Origin of the sequence: Actinomyces sp. ICM39, assembly GCF_000282935.1 — a bacterium.
GTDB classification, from domain to species: Bacteria; Actinomycetota; Actinomycetes; order Actinomycetales; family Actinomycetaceae; genus Pauljensenia; species Pauljensenia odontolytica_B.
In genome coordinates, this window is the sequence record NZ_ALCB01000143.1 from 37,399 (window position 1) to 46,148 (window position 8,750).

General features: G+C 66.0%; 7 protein-coding genes and 1 pseudogene. 4 read left to right on the forward strand and 4 right to left on the reverse strand.

Translation table 11 applies throughout. From position 1 onward, the window contains the following. Positions 1-2 precede the first annotated feature (2 nt). From HMPREF1137_RS09535 to HMPREF1137_RS09550, 4 genes are read right to left on the reverse strand one after another with little or no spacing between them, the layout of a single operon-like run. On the reverse strand, positions 3-1,238 hold the full coding sequence (locus HMPREF1137_RS09535; RefSeq protein WP_009054836.1) for an AAA family ATPase: 1,236 nt from the start codon (positions 1,236-1,238) through the stop codon (positions 3-5). Further along, complete coding sequence (locus tag HMPREF1137_RS09540; RefSeq protein WP_009054839.1) at positions 1,235-2,380, reverse strand: DUF4350 domain-containing protein; 1,146 nt, start codon at positions 2,378-2,380, stop codon at positions 1,235-1,237. Before HMPREF1137_RS09540 ends, HMPREF1137_RS09535 begins: the two co-directional genes overlap by 4 nt. After that, positions 2,377-3,000, reverse strand: coding sequence for a DUF4129 domain-containing protein (locus tag HMPREF1137_RS09545; protein WP_009054795.1), 624 nt, complete (start codon positions 2,998-3,000; stop codon positions 2,377-2,379). The genes HMPREF1137_RS09540 and HMPREF1137_RS09545 overlap by 4 nt, the downstream gene beginning before the upstream one ends. Positions 3,001-3,005: 5 nt before the next feature. Next, positions 3,006-4,346, reverse strand: coding sequence for a DUF7847 domain-containing protein (locus tag HMPREF1137_RS09550; protein ID WP_009054845.1), 1,341 nt, complete (start codon positions 4,344-4,346; stop codon positions 3,006-3,008). Between the two features lie 142 nt (positions 4,347-4,488). On the opposite strand from HMPREF1137_RS09550, the gene mtrA reads away from it, so the two are divergent. From mtrA to HMPREF1137_RS09570, 4 genes and pseudogenes are all read left to right on the forward strand, one after another. Beyond that, complete coding sequence (gene mtrA, locus HMPREF1137_RS09555) at positions 4,489-5,172, forward strand: MtrAB system response regulator MtrA (RefSeq protein ID WP_009054826.1); 684 nt, start codon at positions 4,489-4,491, stop codon at positions 5,170-5,172. Beyond that, on the forward strand, positions 5,153-6,772 hold the full coding sequence (gene mtrB, locus HMPREF1137_RS09560; protein WP_009054825.1) for an MtrAB system histidine kinase MtrB: 1,620 nt from the start codon (positions 5,153-5,155) through the stop codon (positions 6,770-6,772). Before mtrA ends, mtrB begins: the two co-directional genes overlap by 20 nt. After that, a complete protein-coding gene (locus tag HMPREF1137_RS09565; protein ID WP_034497693.1) occupies positions 6,769-8,415 on the forward strand; it encodes an LpqB family beta-propeller domain-containing protein in 1,647 nt (548 codons plus the stop codon). Before mtrB ends, HMPREF1137_RS09565 begins: the two co-directional genes overlap by 4 nt. 47 nt (positions 8,416-8,462) lie before the next feature. Further along, positions 8,463-8,750: pseudogene (locus tag HMPREF1137_RS09570) on the forward strand (competence protein ComF); the annotation flags it as partial.

The following is an 8,750-nucleotide window of genomic DNA, read 5'->3' on the forward strand; positions in this document are numbered from 1 at the left end:
CCTCAGCGGGGGACGGGAGTGGCCGCGAGGACACCCGTGATGACGTCGGTAGCGCTGACGCCCTCGAGGTTGGCCTCGGCGCGCAGCCCGAGTCGGTGTGCGAGGGTGACGGGGGCCATCGTCTTGACGTCGTCAGGGGTGACGAAGCCGCGTCCCTGGAGGAACGCCCACACGCGCGAGGTACGCAGCAGAGCAGTCGCACCACGCGGGGATACGCCCATGCGCACGGCGGCGGAGGTGCGCGTCGCTCGGCACAGGTCCACGAGGTAGGCCATGACGGCGGGGGCGACCTCAATGCGGGATGCAGCCTCGTGAGCGGCCTGGATGTCGGCGGCACCCGCTACGGGCTGGATGCCGGCCTCGGCCAGGGACATCGGGTTAAAGCCAGCCTGGTGGCGGGCGATGATATCGATCTCGGCCTCACGCGAGGGCAGGGGCAGCTCGAGCTTGAGGAGGAAACGGTCCAGCTGGGCCTCGGGCAGCGGGTAGGTGCCCTCGTATTCGACCGGGTTCTGGGTGGCAATCACCATGAAGGGATCCGGCAGGATGCGCGTCTCACCGTCGATCGAGACGGTGTGTTCCTCCATGGACTCCAGCAGCGCGGACTGAGTCTTGGGGGGAGTGCGGTTGATTTCGTCGGCGAGCAGCAGGTTCGTGAACACCGGGCCCTCGCGGAACACGAACTTGGACTGACCCGCGTCCCACACCATGGAGCCCGTGATGTCCGCGGGCATGAGGTCGGGCGTGAACTGGATGCGCGCCATGTCGACGTCGAGGGCGCGGGCCAGCGTGCGCACGAGCAGCGTCTTGGCGACGCCGGGGACGCCTTCCAGCAGCGCGTGACCGCCGGCGACGAGGGCGACGATCAGGCCGGTGATAGCGCCGTCCTGGCCGACGACGGCTTTGCCAATTTCCGACTTGAGGGTGAGGAGAGACTCCTGCGTGCGTCGTTCACTCTCGCTCAGCGAACGACCGGACCAGCCTTCGCCCGTCGGGGCCGAGTATGAGGGGGCCTGCTGCGGCGCCCCCTGGGGTGCACCTTCCTGAGGCGCAGCTGCCTGGGCCGTGGGCGCGGTCGGCACGTACGAGGCCGGAGCGCCCTGTGTGGGTGCCTCTCCCTGCGGTGCGTAACCGCCCGGAGCCGCCGTGGGCGCCGGAACCGGCTGGGGCGCTCCCGTGGGGGCGGGCCCGGGCTGGGGCACGCCGTCGGACGAGGGGCCGGGAATCGGGCTAGTCATTGGCGAATCTCCTTTTCGAGAGCGTCGAGGTCATGGGCGAGGCGGACGAGTTCTTTCTCGGAGGTGGGGGGAGGCCCCCACAAGAGAGTGGTCGAGCGTGACGTGAGCAGGCCTCGTTGCTCAATCGCGTGGGTGAGAGTCTCACGGTCAGCCGTGTGGGCGACGCCAACCGCGGTCGCGATACGTGACGCGCTCGCGCTGCGCAGCGCCGTGGCGGCGTGCTCGTAGGCACGCTGAGAGCGCATCAGGCGGGCTTTGCCGATGATGGTTTCAGAGGCGGGAACCTCGATCGGTAGATTCTCCGGTGTCAGGGGGCCGAGGCGCCTGCCTCGAGCAACGGCAGCGATGAGGCACGCGCCGATGGTCAGGAGGAACGCGGGCGCGAGGAAAGGAGCCTCGGTGCCGAGGTCTTGATCGCGGCCGAGGGTATCTTTTTCCGTTGGCGAATACCATGCGACCTTCGGGGTGCGCCCGATCGCGTTGATGGCGAGGGCGGCGTTTCCTTCGTCGGTGATCGCGCGGTTACGCAGGCGAAGGGAATCGGGGATGATCGCACGGAAACGGCCATCCTCGATCTTTTCTGCGTACCCGTAGGCGTCTCTCGTCGTTGAGAAGCACAGCTCCCAGCCGTGAGCACTGCCCGTGATCGTGTAGGCAGAAGATGTCAGTGAGGCCGCACGAGTTGCGATCTCGGATTGGCACCCGGCTGTGACGACACGCGGGCTCTCCCAGTCGCGTTGCGCGCGCAGTCCACCCAGATAGGGGGAGGACGAATCGTATTGTTCTTCGAGCCCGACGTAGACGACGTTCGCGCGAGTTTCTATTGCCTTGGCGACAGAGTCGCGCATGCGCGAGGGAAAGATGACGACGAGAGTCGTGTCATCGTCCACAGTGGCGGCTTGATCGGCGTTGACCTCGCGTACGGACACTCCGTGGTTGCCAAGAACTTGGGCGAGCGCCCGGGCACCGTTGCCGTGCCTGTTGCGAATACCGACGGGCTCGTTGTTGTATCCCATCTGGCTGAGGACCACAGAGCCCATCAGAGCAATCACTGTGATGGCGATGAGGAGCAGCATCGGTCGTGCCGTCGAAAAACGTTCACGGGCCGTCGGGGTGACGATGGAAACCTGCCGGGACTTCATGACAGGTCCTTCGCGTGGCTACAGACATCGAGGAGGACCGGCGTGAAGGAACGCAGCGCATCCACCTCCTCGCGAGTGATCGTGGAGTGACCGTAGCGCACCTTGTCGAAAGTCTCGGCGTAGGTGGACAGCTGCGGGGCAAGTCCGGGGGCGACACGGGTCGCGGCGTCGGCAGCCTCGCGGGCGGTCAAGCCCGGAGTCGAGGAGACGACGTCGTGGTCGTCGAGGCCTAGGACCATGAGACGGTAGGCCCACACGTACGCGAGGTTCCAATCCTGGGAGGCCACGGCCTCGTCGAACGAGGCCCGAACCTGCGGAGTGCTGGTCTCCTCCTCGAAAACGGATCCGGACCGGCGCTTAGCCAGTCGAATCGGATGGAGGATGAGCACAACGATCAGGGCGGCAATCGCGATGATCGCGAGGATCGTGAGGATCAACGAGATCGGTGGGGTGCCCTCGCCCCTCCACGACAAGAGATGGAAAAAACCATCGATCAGGTCCGAGACGAAGCTGACGATAGGGCCCGAAATCTCACCGTAGACACCCTTCGAAAGCTCCTCCAGGAGCCAGTCTCGAGCCTCGCCCTGATCGGGCGTCAGCGGAATCTCGCATCCGAGCATGGGGCTCACTGAGGCTGGGTGCTCGCCTGGATGAGGACCGCTGCGAAGTTCTCCTTACGGATGCGCAGGTCCGCGTACATGAGCGTCTCGTAGGTGGCCGTCAGCGGCGTGACGAGGCCGCTCACGAGCGTGGTCAGACCTGCCGTCACAGCCAAGACAATTGTCGAACCGGTCTCGCTATCGGCCGCTGCAAACATCGCCACGCCCGCGAAACCGCCGACGAAACCACCGATGAAACCACCGATAAAGCCGGCGACCACGGAGATGAGCATGAACCGCCCGAGCGTCGGCCAGAAGTAGCCGTTGCTCAGGGTCCACGAACGCTTCATGGCCGCGATCGGTCCGATCTCCTCGAGCACCGTGATGACGGAGCCGAAGGCAAGCTTAATGGTCACGAAGTACGTGGCAACCAAGGTCGGAATGAGGAGAAGGATTCCGATCAGAACAAGCCAGCTGACCGAGTCGGACCCGATGAAAGCAAAGAACAGGACGAACATGAGCACGGCGTAGATGATCAGCGGGATCGACGTCGCAATGCCGGTGAGGAGGAACGTGCCGATGAGAGCACCCAGGCGCGGCTGGGTCATGGTCCAGGCCTGCGAGAGCGTCACCTTGTTGCCGATCATCATCTGCGAGACCGTGGTTGCCAGCATGCCCATGATGATGGTGGTGCCCGCGAGTGTCGCCAGCGTCTGCACACCCTGCGACGCGAGGCTACCGAGCAGCATGATGGCCAAGTCCTCCGTACCCGTGAGGGAACCCTGGGGATCGCTCGATCCGGTGATAGACCCGAGGGAGGTCGGGAGGAACGACGTCACCATGGTGAGGAGAGAAATGACCGCCATGACCGCCAGGGTGAAGCCGAAAAGGATCTTCGGGTTCTGGCGGATTGCTGCGAAGGAGCCGCTCATCAGGTCACCGATGGTGAGCGGACGCAGGGGGATGATGCCGGGCTTGGCCTCCCAGCCCCACTGGTTGGCGTTGACGCTGTAGCCGGAAGCACCGGGCTGCGACGACGCGTAACTCTGTTGGCCTCCGTATCCTGGCTGAGCACCGTAGCCGGGCTGCGCGTAACCTTGCTGCGCGCCGTAACCCTGCTGGGCGTCGTATCCGGGCTGCGCGTAGCCTTGCTGCGCGTAGCCTTGCTGTGCGCCGTATCCCGACTGAGCGCCGTATCCGGGCTGGGCGCCGTAACCCGACTGAGCGCCGTAGCCAGGCTGGGCGCCGTAACCCTGCTGCGCACCGTAGGAGGGCTGAGCGCCATAGCCTTGGTCGCCCGCACCTGAAGGGGTCGGGGAAGACTGGTACGGGGTCGACGAGTCGGGAGCGGTCCACGGGGTGCTCATTCGTGCCTCCATGTTGATGGTGCTGGTCTGTCATCAATCCTGCCACACAGCGCCGTTGCGTGAAACCTTGTCCGGTTGAGAAATTGGGCCGTTGATGCGCGAGTCTTCTGCGTTTGTGACGATTTCGTGACACTATCGTGACATGAGTTCGCGCATCCTCGTCGTCGACGACGACGTCGCCCTGGCCGAGATGATCGGGATTGTCCTCCAGAACGAGGGCTTCGACGTCGTCTTTTGTGCCGACGGATCCCAGGCGTTGGCTCAATTCCAGGAGCATCACCCAGACCTGGTTCTTCTCGATGTGATGCTTCCCGGCATGGACGGTTTCGACGTGTGCCGCGCGATTCGACGCGTGTCGGATGCCCCGATCGTTATGTTGACCGCTCGTTCTGACACCTCTGATGTGGTGACGGGGCTCGAAGCCGGGGCGGACGACTACGTGCCCAAGCCCTTTAAACCGAAGGAGCTGGTGGCCCGCGTGCGTGCTCGCCTGCGCGGACGCGAGGACGCCCAGGTGGAAGAGGGCCTCAGCTTGCAGGACCTGTCCATCGACGTGGCCGGACACATCGTCAAGCGTGAGGGCCGCGTGATCGCCCTGACGCCCCTCGAATTCGATCTGCTGGTGACGCTGGCGCGCGCGCCCTGGAAGGTTTTTTCTCGCGAGGAACTTCTCGAACAGGTGTGGGGATACCGTCACGCCGCCGACACGAGGCTCGTGAATGTTCACGTGCAGCGTCTGCGTTCGAAGATCGAACGAGATCCCGAGCGTCCGGAGCTCGTCGTGACTGTCCGCGGGGTTGGGTACCGTGCAGGCGCAGGGGCGTAGGGACGCGCTGAGGTACCTGCTGCGCGCCATCACAGGCTCGAGGCCGTGGGCCCTCCTCGCCTCGTCGCACCTCGCCAGCCGCATTCGACACTCCCTGTCGGCCAGAATTGCCCTCGCGATCACGGTCGCCACTCTCATCATCGTTCTTGTCTTTGGCGTGATCATCGCCTCCCAGCTACGCACGTCCATGTTCGAGACGCGCAGGGATGCGATCCTGGCGGATGCGTCACTGCGTTTCTCCTCGGCTCAGTCCGTGTTCTCCTCCTCGACCGCCTCGTCCCCGGCGCAGGTCCAGGAATCCGCGCGGGGGGCGTTGGCCTCGCTCAAGGCCTCGGCGGCCGGCGCGGGTGCGACGAACGTGGCGCTGCTGCGCTCGGAGGGCACCACAGCCTCGCTGCGCATCAATCAGATCGAAGATGAGCAGATGCGTGCCCTCGTGACGAGCGAGATGCGTGCGGCGGTCGCTGGGGGAGGGGCGCAGTGGCAGTCGGTCGCCATTCGTTCCGGTGAGGACAAGAGGGAAGAGCCGGGGATCCTGGTCGGTACACAGGTCCAGCTGCCCCGCGCGGGCACACACGAGCTCTACATTCTCTATTCGCTCTCCGCCGATCAGGCGCAGGTGGACGTGGTCCTTCGGGTTCTCTTCCTGTCCGCTTTGCCGATCATCATCGCCCTACCGATTGGCGTGTTTGCGCTCCTGCACCGGTTGCTCCTGCCCGTGCGCGTGACCGCTGCGGCCGCGACGAAAGCCTCGGAGGGGGACCTGGACGTGCGCGTCGAGGTTCGCGGTGACGATGAGATGGCGGACCTGGGGCGCGCCTTCAACGCGATGACGTCCTCGCTGCAAGACACCATTTCGCGATACGACGAGCTTGCCAAACTGCAGCAGCGCTTCGTGTCCGACGTGTCCCACGAGCTGCGCACGCCGCTGACGACTATCCGTATGGCAGACGACATCGTCTGGGATAATCGCGACGACCTACCCGCGCACGCGCGCCGCTCCGCTGAGCTCTTGCATGACCAGACCGAACGCATGGAACAGATGCTTGCGGATCTGCTCGAGATCTCTCGCTACGACGCGGCGAGCGCCCTGCTGGACGCAGAAGACCGCGACCTGCGTCCCATCGTCACCCGCGTCGTCGAGGCGTGCGCCGATCTCGCCGAGCGTCAGGGGGTCGCGGTCGAGATCGTCGCCCCCACCCGCGTCGCCGCCGAGGTTGACGAGCGCCGCATCGAACGCGTCATCCGCAACCTCGTCGTCAATGCGATCGAGCACGCCGACGGCACGCCCGTGACGATTACGCTCGCAACGACCGAGACCGATGTCGCCTGCCGCGTCCGCGACCGTGGAGTGGGCATGACCCAGGAGGTTGCGGACCACGTCTTTGATCGCTTCTACCGGGCGGACACCGCGCGCGCACGTACGACCGGTGGAACCGGCCTCGGCCTCGCGATTGCGACGGAAGACGTCGCCATCCACGGTGGGCGCCTTCAGGCATACGGGGAGCCCGGACGCGGGGCTTCCTTCCTGATGACGCTGCCGAAGAAAGCCGGCGAGGACATCGTTAGCCGCCCCCTGGCCCTGTGGGAGAACGAATGAAACGCCGACTGATGCCTCTCGCTCTCGCCGCCTGCTTGGCCCTCGCCGGGTGTACCTCGCTGCCCACCTCATCGGCCCCGGCCCCCTTCGACGTGTCCGCCAAGGACGGCAGCGGCATCCAGTTTTCCGCGGAGGGTCCCTCCGCGGACGCCGATGCCGCGACCCTGGTCAATGACTTCCTGCTCGCCTGTGCCGCCGGCCCCCAGGACGACTATGCGACGGCTCGCCTGTTCTTGAGTGCAGCCTCGGCGCGCTCCTGGCAGCCGGAGACCGAGATCCTCGTGTACGACACAGACACGGCACCCTCCGTTACTGCCGGCTCCGAGACCGCAACGCAGGTCGATGTGACGGTCGCCGTGCTCGGTGTGGCCAGCGTCGATGCCTTTGGCGTGTTGACCCGCGTGGCCGCCTCGACTGTGTCTCGTACCTTCACCCTCGTGCGTGAGGAGGGACAGTGGCGCATTAACAACCCCGAGAACATGGTTCTGATGAGCCGGGCGTCCTTCACGGCCTCGTTCTCGCTCGCCAACCTCTACTTTCCGACGGCGGAGGGTGGTGACCTGGTTGCAGACCCGCGCTGGTATCCCTCTCGGCGTCTGGCCTCGCACCTGCTTGCGGGCCTCGTCGAAGGTCCCCGTCAATCCCTCGCTCCGGTGACGGCGAACGCGATCCCGGCGGGCACGACCGTCCCGTCCCAGGGGCTGGACGTCGCCGATGGGGTTGCGCGCGTCGAGCTCAACGCGGTGATGCCCAGCAGCGAGAGTGCGCGCACGACCCTCGCGTGGGAACTGGTCCGCACCCTGACTCAGGTAGCGGACGTGTCGCGTGTCAATGCCTCCCTGTCCGGTGATGTGCTGGATACGCAGGCGATTCCGGTACCGCCCACCTACTCGCTGGACACCCTTGTGGGTGCCGGTCCTGGCGGGGTTGGGCTCGTTTCCTCCTCATCGGTGACGGAGCTGGCCGCGGTCACCGATGCCTCAAATCCGACGGTGTCGCCCGTCGACTCTTCTCTCGTGGCCTGGAGCGGCACTGACGGGGTGTACGCGCAGCGCGGTGGGACGACGGTTGCGTTCCTGCCCGGACAAGCACCTCTCGGTCCGTCGGTGGACCGCTTCGGATGGGTGTGGGGTCCGGCCACGGTCTCGTCGGTGAGCGTCGGCGGGGGAGTCGACGGCGCGTTCAGTGTGAGCGTTGAGTCTGAAAGTGCCGGGCAGATCCGCGCGGTTCGCATCTCGCCCGACGGTACGCGCGCCCTCGTCCTGCGGGGCAGCGACGCAACCGCGTGGGTAGGCGTCGTTGAACGTGGAGCGAGCGGGCGTCCGCTGGCAATCCGTTCCCTCGAAGAGATTCCCCTCGAACACGGCTCGGTTGTCGATGCCTCGTGGACGACGCCGACGGGTCTCGCGCTTGTCGTGCGCGCGACAGGTGAGGACGATCAGCTCGTCACGATGCCCCTGGGCGGTCTGCCGTCCAACGTGTCCCTTCCGATTCATGTGACGTCGATGAGCGCCGGTGGGTCATCTTCTGCCGTCGTCATTACGGGCACCGATGCCGCCGGTATGGAACAGGTGCTCATCCGTTCGGGCGCCCTGTGGCAAAATGCCCCTGACACACTGACCTCCGCGCGCTACGCGGGGTGAGAGACGTGGCGGGAGTGCGCGGCCTGGGTGCCCTTGGGAGAGGATTCGTGGGTGCGCTGCTTCCCGTGCAATGCGCCGGGTGTCGCGCCTGGGACGAGGTCCTGTGCCCGTCGTGCCGTCGCCGTGCGCAGGCGGAGCCAATCCCGACCGTCGTTGACGGTGCGCGCGGCGACCTGCCAGCGCTAGCCATGGGCGACTACGCGGGATCACTGAGGCGCATCGTCTTGGCCGCCAAGCACTCCTCGCGCACCGATCTCTCCGATTTTCTCGACGAGGCCGGGGCCCGCCTCGGCGCCGCGCTGGGCGGGGTGCTGGGCGTGGCGGGGTCGCCCGCC

What these genes read in the sequence shown, in the direction of transcription:
- HMPREF1137_RS09535 (WP_009054836.1), bottom strand. Translation starts at nt 1,238, where the DNA reads ATGACTAGCCCGATTCCCGGCCCCTCGTCCGACGGCGTGCCCCAGCCC.
- HMPREF1137_RS09540 (WP_009054839.1), bottom strand. Translation starts at nt 2,380, where the DNA reads ATGAAGTCCCGGCAGGTTTCCATCGTCACCCCGACGGCCCGTGAACGT.
- HMPREF1137_RS09545 (WP_009054795.1), bottom strand. Translation starts at nt 3,000, where the DNA reads ATGCTCGGATGCGAGATTCCGCTGACGCCCGATCAGGGCGAGGCTCGA.
- HMPREF1137_RS09550 (WP_009054845.1), bottom strand. Translation starts at nt 4,346, where the DNA reads ATGAGCACCCCGTGGACCGCTCCCGACTCGTCGACCCCGTACCAGTCT.
- mtrA (WP_009054826.1), top strand. Translation starts at nt 4,489, where the DNA reads ATGAGTTCGCGCATCCTCGTCGTCGACGACGACGTCGCCCTGGCCGAG.
- HMPREF1137_RS09565 (WP_034497693.1), top strand. Translation starts at nt 6,769, where the DNA reads ATGAAACGCCGACTGATGCCTCTCGCTCTCGCCGCCTGCTTGGCCCTC.